The sequence below is a fragment of the Cupriavidus sp. GW821-FHT07C08 genome, assembly GCF_059419025.1.
The window spans coordinates 81,682-100,755 of the sequence record NZ_JBWKQZ010000005.1 but is presented as its reverse complement, the minus strand read 5'-3'; the positions used below and the strand labels follow the sequence as shown (position 1 = coordinate 100,755).

Here is a 19,074-nt window from a genome sequence, read left to right as displayed (position 1 = left end):
TGACGAACGACAGCCGCCCTTTGAGGCGGCTGTCGTGTCTGGCAAGCAGCGCTCGGGGGATGGCGAATTAGAGCTTGCCCGGGCTCGAGAGCGACACCGGCTTCGCTTCGCTGGCCAGCTCGGGCTGGCCCAGCGCGTGGGACGCGACCCGGCGCAGCACGACCTGGCGCGGCACCCTGGCGTCGTCCGGCGTGTCCTGGATGGCCTGGCCGCTTTCGGCGGGCACGGCGGCAGGCACCGGCTTGCGGCTGGCGTCGTCGAGCGAGGTATACGGGGCGTATTCCGGCACGATCGCCTGCACCATCGTCTGGATCCTCAGTTCGTCGCGGGCGTCGCAGGCCGCGTAGAGCCGGGTCAGCATCTCCCACAGTTCCGCCTCCTCCAGGCGTGGCTCCTGGGAGCACATGATGCGTTCGTGGTCGCTCGGCGTGACATTGCCGCCGATCAGCAGCTCCTCGTAGAGTTTCTCGCCCGGGCGCAGGCCGACGAACTTGACCTCGATGTCCCCGTTCGGGTTCTTGGGGGTGCGCTCCACCAGCCCGGCCATCTCGATCATGGTCCTCGCCAGATCCACGATCCGCACCGGCTGCCCCATGTCCAGCACGAACACCTCGCCGCCGCGGGCCATCGCGCCCGCCTGGATCACCAGCTGCGAGGCTTCGGGGATCAGCATGAAGAAGCGGATGACATCGGGGTGGGTGATCGTGATCGGCCCGCCCGCTTCAATCTGGCTGCGAAACAGGGGAACCACGGAGCCGGAAGACCCCAGCACATTGCCGAAGCGGACCATCGCGAAGACCGTGCGGGTGCCGGGCCGTGCCGCCGCGGCCTGGAAGATCAGCTCCGCGATGCGCTTGCTCGCGCCCATCACGTTGGTGGGGCGGACGGCCTTGTCGGTCGAGATCAGCACACAGGTCTGCACGCCGAAGCGGTCAGCCATGTTGGCGATGGTGAGCGAGCCCAGTACGTTGTTGCGAATGCCCTCGGGCATGTTGCTCTCGACCAGGGGCACGTGCTTGTAGGCCGCGGCGTGATAGATGGTATCGACCTGCTGGCCCTGCATGGCGGCGGCCACGGCATTGGCGTCGCACACCGAGCCGATGCGCGCCAGCAACGGCACCCCGGGGAAGTTCCGGCGCAGGTCCTGCTCCACCATGTACAGCGCCCATTCGGAATGGTCGAACAGGATCAGCTTGCGCGGCTGCTGCGTGGCAACCTGGCGGCACAGCTCGCTGCCGATGGAGCCGCCCGCGCCGGTCACCATGACGACCTTGCGGTGCGTGCACTTGGCGAACAGCGCCTCGCGCGGCGGCACGGCTGGCCGGCCCAGCAGGTCCTCGACCTTGACCTCGCGGATCGACTGCATGGTGATCTTGCGGTCCACCAGCTCGAGCAGCGTGGGCAGGGTGCGCACGCTCACGGCGTATCGGTGCAGCTTGTCCAGGATGCGCTTGCGCCGGTCCGGCGACAGCGAAGGCACCGCCAGCACCACTTCGTCGATGCCCAGCCGCTGCAGCTGCTCCCGCATGCGCGAGGTATGGAACACAGGCAGGTCGGTGAAGGTGTGGTTGTCCAGCGAAAGGTCGTCGTCGAAGAAGCACACGGCCTCATGGTCGACGCTGGCGCGCATGGCGTTGGCGAGCTGGAAGCCGGCCTCGCCGGCGCCAAAGATGCCCACGCGCCGGGTCGGGCGCCCGCGGGCGCTGCGCCACAGCTCAGTGCGCCGCAGCATGGCGCGGATCAGGAAGCGCGAGATCACGATGTAGGCGAAGGCGATGAACCAGTAGATCAGCAGGCCGGCGCGCGGCAGCCGGCTGTCATTCATGAGAAAGGACACGGCGTAGGTCAGGCCGACCATGGCTGCCATGCTGATGCCGGCGGCCCACAGCACCTTGAGGTCGATGTAGCGCAGCACGGTCCGGTACAGGCCGCTGAACGAAAACACCGGGATCGTGCACGCCGCGATGAACAGCGGCGGCAGCAGGCCGTACTGGACGATCAGCTCCTGATTGCCGGAGCGCAGCAGCAGGGCCAGCGCGAAGCACAGCGGCAGGGCCAGCAGGTCGACCGTCATCATCAGCACGATCTTCTGGCGGCGCGAAAGGGATAGCAGGCGCAGGGAGCGCGGGGCTGTCATGCCCGGAACTCCTGCAACGCCACCGCCGCCATTGTCACTGCTACCCGCATGGCCCACAGGCTCTGGCTGGCGGGAACCGCTCGATGCATCCATATCGGTGTGTCCATTGCACGGCTCTTCTGCCCGGAAGGCGCCGGCGTCAGCCTGCGACTGGCTGTGATGCCATGGGTCGCCGTGGCTTCACGCATCACCGTGTGCCGGCGTGAATCCGCTTTCCTGCAAAGCTATCGTTTCTGCGTGGTGTGGCGCAATCAGGCTACGTGCGCTGCCGAACGTGGAATGCCGATGGACCCGGGCACGCAGAAACGGGTACGCATGCCATTGCCGCCAGCTGGTGTCGTCATCGATTGCGCCAGGGAAGGCTGGCGCAGAGGAAGCACGGGAAAAGGGCGTTATTGCAGCGGCGCAGGCGCTGCTAGCGGGTACGTGCGTTGCCGCACAGGCGCTGGCGAGGGAGCGCAGAAATGGGTACGCTCCCGGGCCTGCGTGGCTGTCAGTCGCGCGGCAGAGGCGCGCTGAGGCCGCTGCTCCCTGACCCCTGGCGCCCGGCTGGTCGCGGGCCGCGCAGCAGCTGCCACAGGCAAGTCGCCGTGTCATAGAAGGTGCCGGCGCCGCGCAGGCCCGCTGCACGCAGATGGTGCGCAAGGTCGTGCGGCAGGGCCAACAGCAGGAACATTGCCGTCTTCAGCGGGTGCTCCGGGCCATGGTCATAGCGCCGGCAGGCCACATACAGCCGTGAGGCGTCGCTGGCGGGGCACGGCCGGTCGGCCGGCACCGATGGCAGGCGCTGGTTGACTGCGCTCGGGACCATTTCGATGCGGTAGCCGAATTCCTGCACCGCGCGTCCGGCCAGTTCCAGGTCGTCGTAGCCGACGGCAAGGTGCTCGTCGAACGACAGGTTCTCGAACAGCTCGCGCGGGAACACCGCGCTGTGCAACAGCACCGAGCACAGGCGCTCGCCGCGGCGGTAGTCCAGTGTCGGGTAGCCCAGGAACGCCGGCTTGCGCGGAGCGCCGCGCCGCCCCTGGCAGACCTCGGTCCCGGTCAGGATGAGCGGCGTCGCGCAGCCGGCGGTGGCCCGCCGGAGATGGTCGTCGGCAACGGACTCGGTCATCTGCTGCAGGAAGGTTGCGCCCAGCAGGGTCTGGTCATCCAGGAACAGTACGTGCGAGCCGGTGGCCGCGCGCAGGGCGCGGTTGCGGTTGGCGGCCCTGGAGCGGCGCGGGCCTTCCAGGTAGGTGATGTCCGGATAGTCCCGGCGCATCATCTCGCGCGTGTCGTAGCCACTGCTGTCGTCGGTGACGATGAGCTGATGCGGCGGCATGGTGGAATCTGCGACCGATTGCAGCGTGTGCCGCAGCTGCTCGGGATGGTCGCACGTGGAGATGCACACCGAAACGGTGGGCAGGAAAGAGCTTGCCGGCATGGTGACCCCTCCAATGTTCGGCAGATGGCAGACGCCTGCGCCGGCCCGTCTGGTGCGGGCGCGGCGCAGGGTCCTGAATTACAGCACCGGGCTGGCGGCCTGGAACGCGGTGTCGCTGGTGCGGGACGCAACCACCGGGCGCGCGGCGCTGCCGCGCGTGAAGCGTTCATCGCCGCTGACCCACTCGAGCGTCGCGCCGCGTTGCAGGGCGGCATAGACGGCCTCGCCCTTGTTGCGTACCTTCAGGCGCTGGTACAGCGTGCAGGCGTGGCTCTTGACCGTGGCCACCGAGATATTGAGCATGCGGCTGACGGTCTTGATCGGGTAGCCGCGTGCCAGCAGCACCAGCACCTCGTACTGGCGCGGTGTGATCTTCAGCATTTCGGCTTCGTCGTAGCTGGGCTCTTCCTCGACCAGCGGCGCTGCGCCGGTGGCAGCCGGGGCCGATAGCGGCTGCCCCGGCCGCAGGCAGGTGAGGTCGCGCACCGCCACGGTGGTGCGTGCGGCACCGGGCGTGCCGGCGCATGCCACCAGCGACAGTTGCTCGCCTGTGAGCGCGTGCGCAGGGTTCAGCGGCAGCGGCGCGGCCGAGGCCAGCGACTGCACCGCCGGCATGGCCGAGCGCGACGCCGACGGCATGGAGCCGGTCTCGGCCGAGAACAGCAGCCCCTGCACGCCTGACACCGCCAGCCGGATGGCCGCCTCGATCACCGCCAGCGAAGCGGATTTCGGCAGGCAGCCGCATACGCCGCGCGCGCTGTCCGCGTTGGGCACATGCAATGGCAAGATGTCCGCCAGGATCAGGATGCGGTGCGGCGACAGGGCTTCGCGAGCCTGTTCGAGTTGCGGCCAGCCAGACCCCACATCGGCGGGCATGCCGAATACCAGCAGGTCGGCATTGTGGTGCCGGGCATCCAGCCTGCCGATGTCCGCGGGCGCAATGGCGGCAACCTGGGCGGACTCCTGGATGTTCTCGAGCATCTGCAACAGCCCGAGCCGGAGCAGTGGATGCTCCTCGATCAGCAACGCATTCATTGTCTTCACTCCCCGTTACTCGGGAGCGGACTGCGGGGCGCTTTGCGTATGGAGGGGCATTGCAGGACAACAGTCACCCGCGGCGACTGGCTGCTTGTCTGACCCCCATGCTTCCATGCTCCCGCAGTTCCGTTCTTCTGGATGGAACTTGTCGGCGGCTGGAAGGTTGACCCGAACCCGGACCCGAAAGATTCTCGCTCCTAAATCGGCTTAAATTCATCTTATGGGCTGGTTGAATGGAATGCAAGCAGGCCGGTCTGGGACGAGTAGGGGTGGGAATGAAAGGGCATACATAATCCTTTCAAAAATCACCCAAACGCGCCGGTCCAGGTTCCGCAAACGCCGCGCTGACGCGGGGTCCAGGAGGTTTCATGGATGTGACATCCGGATTTAATTTGGTTGCAGCCTTGAAACAGATAGCATTATCGACACCCCCCGTAAGTAGTGTTCTTAACCCCATCGTGGGGTATCGGTAATATATCTGCGGCGGATTGCTCCAATCATGAAACGCCGGTTTCATATGTTTTTTCGAAATAGGCCTGCCTGATTTTCAGGCAGGTCGGGCGCATGGCCTAATGCTTCTGGATGAGAGACGTCTCCCACCTCGGGATGAGCCCTGCGGCGCTGGCTGCACCGGCCTGCACCGGGTTTGCCACCGCCTGCCGGGAGGGCAGGGCGGCGGGCCCGGGGCCGGCCGGCAGGTCCGCCCGCGGAGGCGTCAGCGGGCCCAGTGGCCGGGGCGCATGACCCAGCCGTGCGGGCCGCGCACCCAGCGCTCGGGCACGTAGCGGTAGCCGGCACGCTGCGCCTGCCAGTAGCCGCCGCGCCAGTCGTAGCGCCCGCCGTTGGCGGTCCAGTGGCCCGGCACCCAGACCTGGCCGCGGCGCGCGGCGGGGTGCGGTTCATAGCGCGGCGGCGGGGGCGGATGGCCATAGCCGTGGGCGACCACCACCGGCTGGGCCTCGGCGGGGGCGGTCAGTCCGAAGACGCCGCCCGTGGCGAGGACGGCTGCGGCAAGCAGGAGCTGGCGTTTCATGTGGATTCTCCTTGGGGCGGTTGGAAACGGTTGGAAGCGGCTGGATCGATCAATAGCGGTCGTAGTGGTGGTGGTAGCGCGGCGGCGGGCCGCCGCGCGGTGGCACTACGATGCAGGCGGACAGCAGTGCGGCCGTGGTGGACAGCAGCACCACCAGCGAGAGGGCGCGTTTCATATGGACTCCTGGCGGGTTCGCGTTGGACATGGCTTGAATGTAGCGAGCCGGCCCCGCACCGCGTGCTTGCACTTGTAAGGCTGTCTCACATGGGCTTGTCCTTTGGCGCAGGCCTGCGCCGAGCGCGCGGCATCCTGGAAGCCCTTGCGTATCAAGGCGTTGCGCGCATGGCGGGAGGCCCACCGCATGGTGTGCGCGTGCCGGGTCGGAGGTAATGTGACGTTACACCGGAAATAATTCTCGCAAGGCAACGGGCCCCGGAGCGGGCGCCGCACCCTTTGTGGGCGGCCTGGCCAGGCACGCAGAAACGGGTACGCCGCGATGGTGCGCGATGCCTCGGCATGGCCCGGCGGGGGCGTACTGGTAGTGTGACGGCGCCATCGTGGTGCCGTCACGGGCATTCAGGCGCGCATTTCCGTGGGGCGGAAATGGCATGAAGCTTGCGCCATGGGCTATACCAGTCGGAAGTGGCCTCGTGTGCTTGAAGGAGGCGTCATGCCGGTCATGCTCATCGTGCTTGCCCTGCAATGGCTGCAGGGGTTGTCGCCGCCCGCCGCGGCGTTGTTCGCGCTGCCTCAGGAGATGGCGCCCGTGGATGCCGCGACCATCATCGAACCCGCGCTGACACGCTGACATGGGCTGACGCCGGGGTGGTATGACCACCTTGCCGCCATGGCAGTCCGAGTGGTTCCATCCAACCTACCACTGTCATGGAGTCAGCATGAACCGCAGCGACGTCACCGACCTCATCATCGAAGCCAAGGTCACCCGCGGCATTACCTGGGCGCAGGTGGCCGAGCGCGTCGGCCGCAGCAAGGAATGGACAACCGCGGCGTGCCTGGGCCAGATGGCATTCGACGCCGCCGGCGCGCGCGCGGTGATGGAGGTATTCGGGCTGCCGCCCGAGGCCGAGCCCTGGCTGCGCGAGGTGCCGTACAAGGGCTCGCTGCCGACGCAGGTGCCGGCCGATCCGCTGATCTACCGCTTCTACGAACTCATCAGCGTGTACGGCACCACGTTCAAGGCGCTGATCCATGAAGAGTTTGGCGACGGCATCATGAGCGCGATCGACTTCCGCATGGACCTGCAGCGCGAGCCCGATCCCAACGGGGACCGGGTGCGCATCGAGATGTCGGGCAAGTTCCTGCCCTACAAGACTTACTGAAGGGCGACTGCGCGCACGGGCGGCAGCGCAAAGGACACGCCATAGCGCGCCGGGTCCAGGCGCATGGTCAGCACGCCCACCAGCGCGGCGCAGGCCAGGTGGTACCACCAGCCGGCGGCGAAGTCGCCGGTGCGTTCGTGCAGCATGGCGGTGATCCAGGGCGCCAGCGACGCCAGCAGGAAGCCGCCGCCCTGCATCAGGGCGCTCAGCGCGCCGGCGCTGTCGGGGTCCGGCAGGTGATCCAGCGCCACCACCAGGTACAAGGCAAAGCAGCCACCCAGGCCGGCGCCGCCGATCACGGCCCACGCGTGCGGCGCGGCGTCGGGCCATAGCGCCAGTCCGCCGAAGCCCGCCACCTGCATGGCCAGCGCCAGCGCCATCCAGGCGCGGCGGTCCAGGCTGCGTGCGGCCAGCACCGGCAGCAGCAGTGCCGCGGCGGCTTGCGCCACCGCCATCAGCGCCACCAGCGACCCGCTCGCCGAAGCGCTCCAGCCGTGGTCCTGGTAGAACGGCGCAAGCCACGCCACCAGCGACGCATAGCCGCCGTTCATCACGCCAAAGCAAGCCATCAGCAGCCAGGTGCGCGGACGCCGCAACAGCGCGCGAGTTGCCCCCGCCGGGCGGCTTGCGGGCATCCCGGGGCCGCGCGCCGCGGCGCGCGGCAGCGCCACCCAGGCCAGCGCCAATGCTGCCAGCGCGGGCATGGCCCACAGCGCCAGCGCATCGCGCCAGCTGCCGGCCAGCGCCGTCACGTAGGGCGACAGCTGCGCGCCGAGCGCGCCGCCGCCCATCAGCGCGGCGGAGTACAGCCCCATCACCGGCGCCACGCGCCCCGGGAATTCCTGCTTGACCAGGCCCGGGCAGGCGGCCTGCACCACGGCCACGCCCAGCCCGCACAGCGCGGCCGAGGCGATCAGCCAGGTGCCGTCAGCCACGCCCAGCCGCAGCGCACAGCCGGCACCCAGCAAGGCTAGCGCGCCCAGCACCGCGGTGCGCGCACCCAGCCGCTCGCGGATGGCCGGCCCGAAGAAGGCGCCCACGCCCATCAGCAGCATCGGCAGCAAGGTCAGCCAGGCCATGCCCTGGTAGCTGAGGCCGGTGCCGGTGCGGATGGCCGGGGCCAGCGGCCCCACCGCGGTCAGGAACGGCCGCAGGTTCAGGCCGATGCCGGCGACCGCGGCCAGCACCAGCCAGCGCGGGGTGGTGCGGACCGCGCTGCCGGTGGCGCAGCGTGCGCTCTCATCCACGGGGCGAGCGCGGGCCGTAGAGCTGCGCCGCAGAGAGATCGACCGGCACCCGCGTGAGCGGCAGCGGCGGCGGGTTCAGCGACAGGCGCAGCGCCTGGTAGGCGGCCTCGCTCGACATGCCGTAGGGCGCGGCATCATGGTTGTCGAAGGCGTAGTAGACCGCCTGCACGCCGGCCATGGTCATCGCCGCCAGACACATCGGGCAGGGGTGGCCGCTGGCGTAGACCACGCTGCCGCGCAGGTCGGGGCGGCCCAGCTTGCGCGCGGCGGCGCGCACCGCCTCCATCTCGGCATGGGTGGTGGGGTCGTGGCTGTGGACGATGTCGTTGACGCCAGTGGCGACGGCCTCGCCGTCGAGCACCAGCACCGCGCCGAAGGGGCGCGCGCCGCGGTCACGGTTGGCCGCGGCAAGGCGAACCGCCTCGCGCATGAATTCCTGGTGAGTGGTCATGGTTGGCAAAAAAGTGAGTGCATGCTCGCGAGCAGGGCGGCATGGGTCTTTGAGGGGCGTTCCCGGTGGCCGCAGGGCGCGGGCCGGGGCAGCGTGGCAACTGTACGCCGGGGCTTGGTAATTGGGAAATTAAATGATGAAATCGCCGGCAGTGGAAAAACCAATGGATAACCGGCCATGCAGGACCCTCGCCTCGACCCCGTGCTGCTGCAGAGCTTTGTCGCCGTGGCGGAAAGCGGCAGCTTTACCCGCGCCGCGCAGCGCGTGCACCTGACCCAGTCAACCGTCAGCCAGCAGGTGCGCCGGCTGGAAGACCAGCTCGGCTGCGTGCTGCTGGACCGCGGCGGCCGCTATGTCACCACCACGCCCGAGGGCGAGCGCCTGCTGGGCTACGCGCGCCGCCTGCAGCAGCTGATGGCCGAGGCGGTGGGGCAGCTGCGCCAGAGCGCCGGCCAGGGCGAGATCCGCATCGGCGTGCCCGAGGACTTTGCCGCGCGGCCGCTGACGCCGGTGCTGGCCGGGTTTGCCGATGACTGGCCGGGCATGCGGCTGGAGGTGACCAGCGGCATGAGCCATGAGCTGTGGCAGCGCTACCAGGACCGGGAACTGGACCTGGTGCTGGTCAAGCAGCGGATCGGGCAGGCGCCGGGGTTGGCCAGCTGGCCCGAGCCCCTGTGCTGGATCGACAGCCGCAGCCGCCCGGCGGTGGCGCGCGACCCGGTGCCGCTGGTGGCGTTTCCGGTGGGCGGGCTGTACCGCGGCGAGATGACGCACGCGCTCGACGCCGGCGGACGGCGCTGGCGCGTGGCCTTTGTCAGTGCCAGCCTGGCCAGCATCCTGGCCGCGGTGGCCGACGGCCTGGGCGTGACGCTGCTGCCGCGGCGCCTGGCCACGGCCCAGCACCAGGTGCTGGAGGACGACGGCTGGCCCGCCGCGGTGCCCGACGTCGAGCTCAGCCTGCACGCGCAGCCGGACCTGCCGGCCGCGGCGCGCGACATGGCCGCACGGCTGGCCGCGCTATGCGAGACCGTGATGGGACCGGGCGAGCCGCCCGCGGATCAGCCGAAGAACTCGTTGTAGTAGCGGGTGCAGGTGCCGGCCGGGCGGAAGGTGTAGGGCAGCTCGGCCATCGCCGCGGCTTCCAGCGAGCCGAACGGGATGTCGGGCGCGGCCAGGGGGCCGGCTTCGGGGGCGGATTGGTGGTCGGGGCGCGCAAGCTGGGCGCGGGGGTTGGATGGCGAAGTCATGTCAGGCTCATTCTCAAGGGCCGGGCACTGCACCCGGCAACTGTGGATCGGCGTTGTCAACGCGTGCAGCCATCCTAATGCTGCAGCGCGGCGCAGTCAGCCACCCCAGCCTGAACACACTGTTGCGCAATCGGGCCCAATCGGGGCGACTTGCCCGGCGTTGCCCGCGCCGGGGTGCCGCCGGCGACTTGTGCCAACGCCTTGCGCGGCAGGGTCTATATTTGGCTGAGGGTTGCCTGCGCCGCTTGCCTTGCGGCCAGCGCGGCCCGAGTGCCGCCGACCTTTCGGAGCGTGCCATGTCGATGCCACCATGCTTTGCCGATCGCCGCGAGGCTGGCCTGTACCTGGGCCGCCGCCTGGCCGAGCTGGGTTTCGGCGCCGCACAACTGGGCCAGCCCGCGCTGGTGCTGGCGCTGCCGCGCGGCGGGGTGCCGGTCGCGTTCGAGGTGGTGCGCGCACTCGACGCGCAGCTGGACGTGCTGCTGGTGCGCAAGATCGGCGCTGCCGGCTATCCCGAGCTGGCGCTGGGCGCGGTGGTGGAGGGCGATGCCGGCGGCGGCGGGCCGCACACGGTGGTCAATGACGATCCCTGGGCGCGCCGCGCCGTGGAAAGCGGCAGCTTCGATGCCGAGCGCGGCCGCCAGCTCGACGAGATCGCGCGGCGCCAGCAGCGCTATCGCGGCGGTGCGCCGGTGCCGGCGCGCGCCGGGCGCACGGTGATTGTGGTCGATGACGGTGTGGCCACCGGCGCCACCATGCGTGCCGCGCTCGAAAGCGTGCGCATGGCCGGGGCGGCGCGTGTGGTGGCGGCCACGCCGGTGGGGTCAGGGGAGGGGCTGGCCAGCCTGTCGGCCGCGGCCGACGAGGTGATCTGCCTGAACACGCCACCCAGTTTCGGCGCGGTTGGTGCCTTCTACCTGGATTTCTCCCAGACCAGCGACGAAGAGGCGCTGGCCCTGCTGCGCGCGGCGGCGGCGCCGCCTGCGCGCTGAGGTTCGCTCAGCCCTGGTCCGCCTGGCCCTTGCCCAGGCGCGCCTTCAGGTGCGGCACCAGCCCGCCGGCGGCCAGGATCGCGCGCAGGAAGTCAGGGATGGGCTCGCACGCGACCAGGCTGCCGTCGTCCAGGCGCAGTTGTGCCGACGCGAGGTCCAGCACCGCGTGCGCGCCGTCGGCCAGGCGGCTGGTGTCGGCGCAGACCAGCACCGGCAGGCCCAGGTTGATGGCATTGCGATAGAACAGCCCGCCGAAGGACTGCGCCACCACGGCGCCCACGCCCAGTTCGCGCAGTGCCTGGGGCGCCTGCTCGCGCGAGGAGCCGATGCCGAAGTTGGCACCCGCCACCAGCACGTCGCCGGCGCGCACGCTACCGGGAAACTCCGGGCGCAGCGAGGCCAGGCAATGCCGGGCCAGCACCGGCAGTGGCGATTTCATCAGCACGGCGGGGGCCATGGCATCGGTGTCGATGCTGTCGCCGAAGCGCCAGAGGCGGCCAGCGGGGGCGGGGGCGGGGGCGATAGCAGAGGTCATGCAAGAAGTCTGTCCCGCCAGGCGGGCACGAAGTCAGGCCCGCAGCGTTACTCCAGCAGGGTGCGGGGATCGGTAATGCGGCCGGTGACGGCGCTGGCGGCCACGGTCATCGGCGAGCCCAGCCACACGGCGCTGCCGACGTCGCCCATGCGGCCGGAAAAATTGCGCGCCGTCGACGCAATCGCGCGGCTGCCCGCCGGGAAGCGCGCCGCGCCATAGCCGGCGCAGGCGCCGCAGGCGTTGGGCAGCAGCGTGGCGCCGGCGTCGGTCAGGATGCCAAGCGTGCCCTCCTGCTCGGCCAGCAGCTGGTCGCGGCGCGAGGCCGGCGCGACCAGCAGGGTCACGCCCGCGGCCACGCGGCGCCCGCGCAGCACGCGCGCGGCCATGCGCAGGTCTTCCAGCTTGGCGCCGGTGCAGGCACCCAGGTAGGCGATCTGCACGGGCTCGCCGGCGGCCTGGCCTACCGGCGCGCTATTGGCCGGGGAGTGAGGCGCCGCCACCTGCGGCACCAGTGCCGCGGCGTCGAAGCGGTGGGTGGCCAGCACCGGCGCGTCGGGGTCGGTGCGCCAGTGGGCCAGGTCGATCGCGGCCAGCGTCTGCGCCGGCACGCCGGCCTCGGCCAGCCAGCCGAGCGTGACCGCATCGGGCGCCACCAGGCCGGTCTGCGCGCCGAGCTCGGCGCTCATATTGGCCAGCGTCATGCGCTCCTGCATCGGCAGCGCGGCGACGGCGCTGCCGGTGTACTCCAGCGCCTCGTAGCGGCCGCCGCCCATGCCGAGCGTGGCGCACAGGAACAGCATCATGTCCTTGGCGCAGACGCCCGGTGCAAGCTGGCCGTCCCATTGCAGCCGGATGGTATGGGGCACGCGCAGCCAGATCTCGCCGGTGGCCAGCACGCCGGCCATCTCGGTCGCGCCCACGCCGAACATATAGGCGCCGAAGGCGCCGCCGGTGGGGCTGTGGCTGTCGCCGCCGACAATCAGGCGGCCCGGCAGCACATGGCCGCGCTCGGGCAGCACCACATGGCAGATGCCTTCGGCGTCGATGAAGTGGGCGCCGGACTGGCGCGTCCAGTCGCGCGTGAAGCGCAGGATCGACTCGGCCTGGGCATCGCCGCCCGGCACGAAATGATCGGTCACCACCACGTAGCGCGACGGGTCCCACACGCCGGTGCCAAGCTCTTCCAATAGCGGCGCCACGCGGCGCGGGCCGCTGGAGTCGTGCGACATGGCCAGGTCGACCCGGCAGATCACCACCGTGCCGATCTCTGCATGCGCCAGCCCGGCGGCGCGCGCCACCAGCTTCTGCGCCAGCGTGGCGGGGGTGTGGCTCATTCCGGCGAGGCTCCCGAATACTTGACCACGGCGGCCCAGCGCTTGACGTCCTGCTTCACGAATGCGGCGAAGGCTTCGGGCGTCGTGCCCATCGGCTGCGCGCCGTCGTTCTCCAGGCGCTTGCGCACCGCAGGTGTTTCTAGCCCCTTGCGCGCGGCCTGGTACAGCGCCTGGGTGACGTCGTGCGGCATGCCGGCCGGACCGAACAGGCCGAACCATGCGCTCGACTCGAACCCCTTCACGGTGGCGCCGATCGGCGCCGCGCCCGGGAACTGCGGCAGCGGCGCGGGGCTGGTCACCCCCAGCACCTTGAGCTTGCCCGCGCGCACGTGCGGCAGCACGTTGATGGTGCTGGCGAACATCAGGTCGCACTGGCCCGCCAGCACGTCGGTGAGCGCGGGCGAGGTGCCCTTGTACGGAATATTGACGATGTAGGTGCCGGTCATCATCTTGAACATGTCGCCGGCCATGTGCAGCGACGAGCCCACCGAGCCGATGGCAAAGTTCAGCTTGCCCGGTTCGGAACGCGCCAGGCGGATCAGCTCGGGCACATTGCTGGCCGCCAGCTTCGGCGTGGCCACCAGCACGCTCGGCACGGTGGCCACCAGCGTGATCGGGGTGAAGTCCTGCACCGGGTCGAACGGCAGCTTCTTGTACAGCGTGGCGTTGATGGTGTGGCTGGTGAAGCTCATCAGCAGCGTGCTGCCGTCCGGCGCGCTCTTGGCGACCAGGTCGGCGGCGATATTGCCGCCAGCGCCGGGGCGGTTCTCGACCACCACCGGTTGGCCCAGCTCCTGGGACATTTCCTGGGCGATGGTGCGCGCCAGCGTGTCGGTGGTGCCGCCGGCGGGCGCGCCCACCAGGATCCGGATCGGCTTGCCGCCGGCCACCTGGGGGTGCCCCTGGGCGGCTACGGACAGCGTCAGGGCCACCGCGCACGCGGCCAGGCTGGCCATGGCCAGGCGCTGCACCGCGGCGCGGCGGTGGATCGAAGGCAGACGGGTCGGGCTGGACGAGACCAGGCGGAACACTGGCATGGCGACGGCTCCTCGCTTGATGTGATCAGAGATGCGCAGTATCGCCCGGAACGTTCCGCGGTGCATCCCTGGCAGCGCCGCCTGCGGGAAGTCCGCGGCGGTCCGCGGGGTCAGTCGCGCAGGCCCGGGCGGGTTTCGCTTTCCACCCAGACGTTGGCGCTGTCCACGCCGGCCGGCGACAACTCCATCCGGTATTCATAGCGGTCCGGGCGGTACTGGCCGAGCAGCAGCTGCACCGGGCGCCCGGCCGCGTCCTTGACCACGCGGCGCACCGCCAGCAGCGCGCCGCCTACGGGCACGTCCAGCAGCGGCGCCACCACCACGTCGGCCAGGCGCGCGGACAGCACCTGGGTGGCACGGCCCAGCTTCACGCCGCCGGCCTCCAGCAGGCGCAGCACCGGCCGCTCTTCCAGGGACTGGCGCGTGATCGGCCGGCCCAGGTCGGCGGGCAGGTAGACCGTAATGTGCGACAGCGGCCGGTTGCGGTAGTGGCGCACGCGCACGATCTTCACCACCGGATCGCCCGGCTCGATCTGCAGCGATTCGGCCACGTCGGGCGTGGCATGGACTTCATCGATCGAGATCACCTTCACCGACGTCTTCTGGCCCATGTCGATGATGTTGTCGAGCAGGCTGGTGCCGCGTTCCTCGCCGGCCGCGGCCGCCGGACGTACCGGATGCGGATTGACGAAGGTGCCAAGCCCGCGGTGGCGGCGCACCAGTCCCTCCTGCACCAGGCGGTCGAACACGCGCCGCATGGTCACGCGCGAGGCGTGGAACTGCTTGGCTAGGTCGATCTCGCCCGGCAAGGGGCCCTGGCCGAAGCGGCCTTCCACGATCTGCTGGCGCAATACGACGTAAATCTGGTGATACAGGGGAACGACGGCTTCACTCATGGTTTCCCTTGCGGAGAGATGACAAGTCTGTAATGCCTCTAATGTACTTTAAATCAGACATAGAGCCTAGCATGGATAACCGCAGTGGCGCTTGCGGAACAACGTCGCCGGCGCAGTGTTGCAGCGACGCATCCCGTTTCCGCCAAGACCTCTTGGCTGATTGCGCCAGTGCGGGTGAAGTCGGTTCGGCGCCGCTGCATGCGTTGCAGGGCGGACCACGCCGGCCGGCGGACCGGGCTTGTGCCGGGCGGCGAGAACATGACATCAGGGCGGCGCTGCTGCAATGTGGGATGCCTGACACGGGCGGCGGTGACGGCACCCTCGGCGTCGTGTTTCAGTCCCGATACGTACGGTCGTGCCTCGGGCAAATCCTGACTGCCTGCATAAGACACTGAAAAATAAGGCGTTTTCCTACCACTCCGGACCCCCTCCAGGCGGGCTGGGAGTGGCCGTGTCACAGCGATGTGACATGTCGGCTGCCGTGCACAGCAGCGAGGGCGGTGGCGATCGCGCAAAGCAGCGGAAAGTTCCCGTCAGGGTGCCGGGCAGGCCTTGTAATACAAGGAGTTGGCGCCTCAGGTGGCGCAGCTGGCACCGATTATGCGCAGGGGGAGTCTGGTTTGGCAGGGTGCCGGACCTAACCTCCAGCCGTCGTTCGGCACGAGCGCCGGCCGGAGGCTGAGCCGCTGTACATCTTCCTGGGAGCTTCGTATGAATAAGACCTTACTGGCATCGGCGATTGCGCTGGCGTTTGGCGCTGGCCAAGCCTTGGCGAACCCGACCAACAACGCCGACGATAGCGGGACCACTAATACCCAAAACGCGACCGCGACTTCCACGCAGAGCGGCAGTGGCGCCGCAGCCAACGAAAACTCGACTGCTGTGCAGGCCAATGACAGCAGCACCAACACAAAAACCAGTACCCGGACCTCAACCCGGACCAGCACAAATACCAACTCCAAGAACCGCACAGATCAGGATATGCGCGGCTATGGCAATGCGGCCGCGGCCAATGGCAGCACGGCGACCGCCAACTTCTCCAACGCGTTCAACACCAGCAAGGCGCTGGCGATCAGCAAGCTGGAGGGCTATGTATCCGGTAACACCATCGCAGCGATGGGCAACCGTGCCGGCAACTGGGGTGACGCCAATGGCGGCCTCGGTGGCAAGGGCGGCAGGGGCATTGGTGGCGTAGGCAACGGCGGCAACGGCGGCAACGGCGGCAACGGCGGCAACGGCGGTAGCGGCGGCAGCGCCACCAACGGCAGCGCCACCAACGGCGCAGCCACCAACTATGGCGCACGCGCGGGTAGCGGCGGCGACGGCGGCAAGGCGGTTGGCTGGGCTGGCGATGGCGGCAACGCCAAGTCGTATGGCGGCGACGCGCTCAGCGCGGCGGCCACCCGGGGCGGCAGCGGCGGCGACGCTATTGGCGCGGGCGGACGCGCTCTGAGCGCTTCGCTTGGCGCCGGCGGTCGCGGCGGCAGTGCACTCGGTGCCAGCCTTGGCCTGGGCGCTGCGGGCGCGGCGGGTGGGTCCAGCGGCAACGGTGGCGCCGGTAACGACACGGTCGGCGCGGGCGGCGCAGCCGGTGCGACTGCCGCCGGTTCTGCTGGCGCGGGCACAGGGACTGGCGGTGCGGGCGGCGCCGGAACGTCGTCGGCTGGCGCAACCGGCGGTGCCGGCAGCGGTACCGGCGGTGCAGGTGGCGCAGGCGGCACAGGGACCTCGACGGCCGCGGGTGGTGCATCGACCAGCACGGGCGGCGCTGGCGGCTCGCAAGCGAGCGTTGGCGGTGCGGGCGGCGCAGGCGGTGCGGCCACGAACGGCAGCGCTTCGAGCTCGGCGACCAACGGTAGCGCCACGGCTGGCAATGGTGCGACGGGTGCTGTCGGTGCTACCGGTGGCGCTGGCGGCGTTGGCAACGGCGGCACTGGCAACGGTGCAGTCGGCGGCGCTGGCGGCGCAGGCGGAACTGTCGCGGTTTCTGCCGGCTCGTTCAGCCTGTCCAACGTGATGACCAGCGTCGGCCAGACCGCCGCGGGCATCATGGTCGCCAACCAGAATCTTGGCGCAGCTTCGCTGGTTCAACAGAGCGTCAACGTCCAGGCCAACCTGAGCGTCGGCCGCTAAGACGTGAGCCGGGCCGGCCGGCCAGCCATATCCAGCCTCTGGCGGATGGGCGGGCCGGTCGGTGCCGGTGCAAGTCTTCAAGCCGACGGGGGGCATCCCGGCGAGCGATTCGCGCTGGGATGCCTGCCTGGCACAACCTGTAAGTTCCGCAGCGGCTGGCTGGATGGGGCTGGGCGCGGCGGGCATGGAGGAGACGCATCATGCAACCGATCCACACTGCTGTCACGGCGCTGACGGCAGCATTTCTGGCCTGGCCGTTCATGCAGGCTCAGGCAGGACCGCTGGCGGGCGATGCCGCCGTGGCAGCGCCTGTCGCTGCGGTGGCCCCGGCGGCGAGCAATCCTTTTGGCACGGCCGCGGTAGCTGTCGCGAGCGACAAGCTTGATGGCGTGCGCGGTGGTGCGGAAGTGGTGGTCAACGACATGCGGCTGCATGGCACGGTGGCGGACAACGCCGCGGTCCATACGCTGTCCGGCACCAACATGATCACGGAGGGCGCCTTCGCGAATGCCGCGGGCATCCCGACGGCCATCCAGAACTCGGGCAACAACGTGTTGATCCAGAACGCCACCATCGTCAACGTCCAGTTCAAGTGATGAAGATGCTTCAAAGACTGCTGCGGGCGCTGCCCTTTGTCCTGGCCCTGGGTGGTACCACGCCGGCACTGGCTGACCGGATCAGCATCTACGGGCCTGTCGGCGAGTACTACAGCGTGCCGGTGACCAGCCTGCGCGAAGCACGCTTCAAGACAACGATCCGTCAGCAATACGATTTCAGCTGCGGCTCGGCCGCGGTGGCAACCCTGCTGACCTACCAGTACGGGCAACCGGTCAGCGAGGAACTGGTCTTTGCCAACATGTTCGTCAATGGCGACCAGGCCAAGATCCGGCAGGAGGGATTCTCCCTGCTGGATATGAAGCGCTATCTGGCGTCGCAGGGGTTCCTGGCCGACGGGTATGAACTGCCTCTGTCGAAGCTCGAGGAAACAAAGATACCCGCGATCGTGCTGATCGCCGAGAACGGCTACCACCATTTCGTGGTGGTGAAAGGGGTCCGCGGCGATCGCGTGCTGATCGGCGATCCGGCGCGCGGCACGCGCTCCATCTCGCGCGAACACTTCGAGAGCATCTGGGAAAGCCAGTTGCTGTTCGTGATCCATAACCGGACCGAGCAGGCCCGGTTCAACCTGGCGGCCGACTGGCGCGTAGCGCCATCGGGCCCTTACTGGATGGGAGTCAACCGGGACAGCCTGTTCTTCACCGTCATGCCAAAGCATGGCGCCAGCGATTTCTGAGGAACACATCATGTTCGAGACATCCGCCCCGAATACCACCGCTTGCCGCAGCAGGGGAGCCGGTACGGCGACTGCAGCGGTCCTGTTCGGCGCCGGCATGGCATGTGCCACCGCCGCGCAGGCGAGCGAGCAGCCGCTGCCGGACGCCCTTGACGCGGCCGCGGTTCCTGCACAGACTGTATTGGACACGCAAGAGAACAAGCAAGACCAAACACTGGCTGCCGCTACCCATGGCAGCATGGCCGGCTGGAAACCGGTCTCGGAAGACAAGCTGGATGAAATGCGCGGCGGCTTCGACGCCGGCGGACTGCAGGTTTCGTTCGGAATCGAACGCGCGGTGTACGTCAATGGCGCCCTGGTGGTGGCCACCAGCATTAACATACCGGACATTGCGCGCATCACCAGCGACCAGGCCGCGAAGCTGGCTTCTGCGCTCGGGCCGGCCATTGTGAGCAATACGTATGCTGACGTGAACAGCGCGATGGCGGGCAACCCGGCCACGGCGGGCGTTCAGCTAGGCAGCAATGGCAGCAGCAGCGCAGGTGCAGCGGGAACGGCCACGGCCGTGGCATCGAACGGAGCATCGGCAAGCAGCGCCGGTGCGGCCGGCCTGCCGTCAACCGCGGTGACGACACCAACCGGCCAGGTCGTTACCAACGGGCTGCTGGCGGTAATCCAGAACGGCGCCGGCAATTCCGCGGCGGTGGCCAATGGAACGTCGCCGATGACCGTAATCCAGAACACCTTGAACAACCAGAGTATCCGGAGCCTGATGACAATCGACACGAGTGTGAATACGCTCCAGGCATTCCGGTCACAGGTCGCCAACGCAACGCTGAACAACGCGCTGCTGCGAGCCGCCAGCATGAGGTAGGAGTAGCCGTAACCGTAGCTTTGATGCGCAGGAGGTAGCGCGCGCCTGCAAGATCCAGTC

The 19,074-nt window shown here is 69.1% G+C and carries 20 protein-coding genes; 8 read left to right on the top strand and 12 right to left on the bottom strand.

The window, feature by feature from the left end:
- Window positions 1-67: 67 nt before the first annotated feature.
- The 5 genes from AC07UK_RS08785 to AC07UK_RS08765 form a co-directional block, all read right to left on the bottom strand.
- Window positions 68-2,137 (bottom strand): polysaccharide biosynthesis protein, encoded by a 2,070-nt coding sequence (locus AC07UK_RS08785; protein WP_494685851.1) that lies wholly within the window; start codon window positions 2,135-2,137, stop codon window positions 68-70.
- Between the two features lie 493 nt (window positions 2,138-2,630).
- The gene (locus tag AC07UK_RS08780) at window positions 2,631-3,563 is read right to left on the bottom strand and encodes a glycosyltransferase family 2 protein (protein ID WP_436224495.1); all 933 of its coding nucleotides are present in this window, start codon (window positions 3,561-3,563) and stop codon (window positions 2,631-2,633) included.
- Between the two features lie 78 nt (window positions 3,564-3,641).
- Window positions 3,642-4,598 carry a response regulator transcription factor gene (locus AC07UK_RS08775; protein WP_436224494.1) on the bottom strand — a complete coding sequence of 319 codons (957 nt, stop codon included), beginning with the start codon at window positions 4,596-4,598 and terminating at the stop codon, window positions 3,642-3,644.
- A gap of 718 nt (window positions 4,599-5,316) precedes the next feature.
- A complete protein-coding gene (locus AC07UK_RS08770; RefSeq protein WP_494685850.1) occupies window positions 5,317-5,634 on the bottom strand; it encodes a hypothetical protein in 318 nt (105 codons plus the stop codon).
- Between the two features lie 49 nt (window positions 5,635-5,683).
- The gene (locus AC07UK_RS08765) at window positions 5,684-5,809 is read right to left on the bottom strand and encodes a hypothetical protein (RefSeq protein WP_255519748.1); all 126 of its coding nucleotides are present in this window, start codon (window positions 5,807-5,809) and stop codon (window positions 5,684-5,686) included.
- 495 nt (window positions 5,810-6,304) lie between these two features.
- On the opposite strand from AC07UK_RS08765, the gene AC07UK_RS08760 reads away from it, so the two are divergent.
- Both AC07UK_RS08760 and cynS read left to right on the top strand, forming a co-directional pair.
- A complete protein-coding gene (locus AC07UK_RS08760; RefSeq protein ID WP_436224493.1) occupies window positions 6,305-6,442 on the top strand; it encodes a hypothetical protein in 138 nt (45 codons plus the stop codon).
- Window positions 6,443-6,530: 88 nt separating this feature from the next.
- Window positions 6,531-6,974, top strand: a complete 444-nt coding sequence (cynS, locus tag AC07UK_RS08755) for a cyanase (protein WP_316155497.1) — start codon at window positions 6,531-6,533, stop codon at window positions 6,972-6,974.
- Here cynS and AC07UK_RS08750 read toward each other — a convergent pair.
- Both AC07UK_RS08750 and AC07UK_RS08745 read right to left on the bottom strand, forming a co-directional pair.
- Window positions 6,968-8,221, bottom strand: a complete 1,254-nt coding sequence (locus AC07UK_RS08750) for a cyanate transporter (protein ID WP_494685849.1) — start codon at window positions 8,219-8,221, stop codon at window positions 6,968-6,970. The genes cynS and AC07UK_RS08750 overlap by 7 nt on opposite strands.
- A complete protein-coding gene (locus tag AC07UK_RS08745) occupies window positions 8,214-8,672 on the bottom strand; it encodes a nucleoside deaminase (protein WP_494685848.1) in 459 nt (152 codons plus the stop codon). The genes AC07UK_RS08750 and AC07UK_RS08745 overlap by 8 nt, the downstream gene beginning before the upstream one ends.
- 177 nt (window positions 8,673-8,849) lie before the next feature.
- Here AC07UK_RS08745 and AC07UK_RS08740 point away from each other — a divergent pair, with 177 nt between their 5' ends.
- On the top strand, window positions 8,850-9,752 hold the full coding sequence (locus AC07UK_RS08740; RefSeq protein WP_436224489.1) for a LysR family transcriptional regulator: 903 nt from the start codon (window positions 8,850-8,852) through the stop codon (window positions 9,750-9,752).
- On the opposite strand, the gene AC07UK_RS08735 is transcribed toward AC07UK_RS08740, so the two are convergent.
- A complete protein-coding gene (locus AC07UK_RS08735) occupies window positions 9,731-9,919 on the bottom strand; it encodes a hypothetical protein (protein ID WP_041228500.1) in 189 nt (62 codons plus the stop codon). The genes AC07UK_RS08740 and AC07UK_RS08735 overlap by 22 nt on opposite strands.
- 296 nt (window positions 9,920-10,215) lie before the next feature.
- On the opposite strand from AC07UK_RS08735, the gene AC07UK_RS08730 reads away from it, so the two are divergent.
- Complete coding sequence (locus AC07UK_RS08730) at window positions 10,216-10,911, top strand: phosphoribosyltransferase (RefSeq protein WP_436224488.1); 696 nt, start codon at window positions 10,216-10,218, stop codon at window positions 10,909-10,911.
- Between the two features lie 7 nt (window positions 10,912-10,918).
- Here the strand turns inward: AC07UK_RS08730 and AC07UK_RS08725 are convergent, their stop codons facing one another.
- The 4 genes from AC07UK_RS08725 to AC07UK_RS08710 all read right to left on the bottom strand — a co-directional run bounded on the left by AC07UK_RS08725 (window position 10,919) and on the right by AC07UK_RS08710 (window position 14,713).
- Window positions 10,919-11,446 carry a LeuD/DmdB family oxidoreductase small subunit gene (locus tag AC07UK_RS08725; RefSeq protein ID WP_494685847.1) on the bottom strand — a complete coding sequence of 176 codons (528 nt, stop codon included), beginning with the start codon at window positions 11,444-11,446 and terminating at the stop codon, window positions 10,919-10,921.
- 47 nt (window positions 11,447-11,493) lie between these two features.
- Complete coding sequence (locus AC07UK_RS08720) at window positions 11,494-12,780, bottom strand: 3-isopropylmalate dehydratase large subunit (RefSeq protein WP_494685846.1); 1,287 nt, start codon at window positions 12,778-12,780, stop codon at window positions 11,494-11,496.
- Window positions 12,777-13,817 carry a tripartite tricarboxylate transporter substrate binding protein gene (locus AC07UK_RS08715; RefSeq protein WP_494685845.1) on the bottom strand — a complete coding sequence of 347 codons (1,041 nt, stop codon included), beginning with the start codon at window positions 13,815-13,817 and terminating at the stop codon, window positions 12,777-12,779. The genes AC07UK_RS08720 and AC07UK_RS08715 overlap by 4 nt, the downstream gene beginning before the upstream one ends.
- Window positions 13,818-13,927: 110 nt before the next feature.
- Window positions 13,928-14,713 carry a GntR family transcriptional regulator gene (locus tag AC07UK_RS08710; RefSeq protein WP_013951772.1) on the bottom strand — a complete coding sequence of 262 codons (786 nt, stop codon included), beginning with the start codon at window positions 14,711-14,713 and terminating at the stop codon, window positions 13,928-13,930.
- Between the two features lie 711 nt (window positions 14,714-15,424).
- Between AC07UK_RS08710 and AC07UK_RS08705 the strand changes: the two genes are divergently transcribed.
- The 4 genes from AC07UK_RS08705 (at window position 15,425) to AC07UK_RS08690 (ending at window position 19,014) form a co-directional block, all read left to right on the top strand.
- Window positions 15,425-16,846 (top strand): hypothetical protein, encoded by a 1,422-nt coding sequence (locus tag AC07UK_RS08705; RefSeq protein ID WP_436224485.1) that lies wholly within the window; start codon window positions 15,425-15,427, stop codon window positions 16,844-16,846.
- A 200-nt stretch (window positions 16,847-17,046) separates the two neighbouring features.
- Entirely contained in the window at window positions 17,047-17,442 is a 396-nt protein-coding gene (locus tag AC07UK_RS08700) for a hypothetical protein (RefSeq protein WP_436224484.1), read from the top strand.
- The gene (locus AC07UK_RS08695; RefSeq protein WP_494685844.1) at window positions 17,442-18,140 is read left to right on the top strand and encodes a C39 family peptidase; all 699 of its coding nucleotides are present in this window, start codon (window positions 17,442-17,444) and stop codon (window positions 18,138-18,140) included. The genes AC07UK_RS08700 and AC07UK_RS08695 overlap by 1 nt, the downstream gene beginning before the upstream one ends.
- A gap of 10 nt (window positions 18,141-18,150) precedes the next feature.
- A complete protein-coding gene (locus tag AC07UK_RS08690; protein ID WP_436224482.1) occupies window positions 18,151-19,014 on the top strand; it encodes a flagellin in 864 nt (287 codons plus the stop codon).
- The last annotated feature ends 60 nt before the right edge of the window (window positions 19,015-19,074 follow it).